This window comes from Collinsella sp. AF29-7AC, from assembly GCF_003475665.1.
Lineage (GTDB): Bacteria > Actinomycetota > Coriobacteriia > Coriobacteriales > Coriobacteriaceae > Collinsella.
On sequence record NZ_QRQX01000064.1, the window covers coordinates 330 to 539 of the forward strand.

The window sequence follows — 210 nt, forward strand, 5'->3', positions numbered from 1 at the left end:
GAACGGGACCGGGCGTGCCCCCCATGCTCTGGCCGCTGACCGGTGGGCGGCGCCCACCGTTCTCGGTGTCCTGGGTCTCATCTACGTGCCCTGGGGGCCGCATGGCGCATAGGAAAGGGAACTGACTCGGGGGCATCCTCGTGCCCGGACCGCGCAAGCGCTAGGTCCCGCGGGCCGCGAGGTGCGGTTCCGGAAGAGCTCGGGCGATTA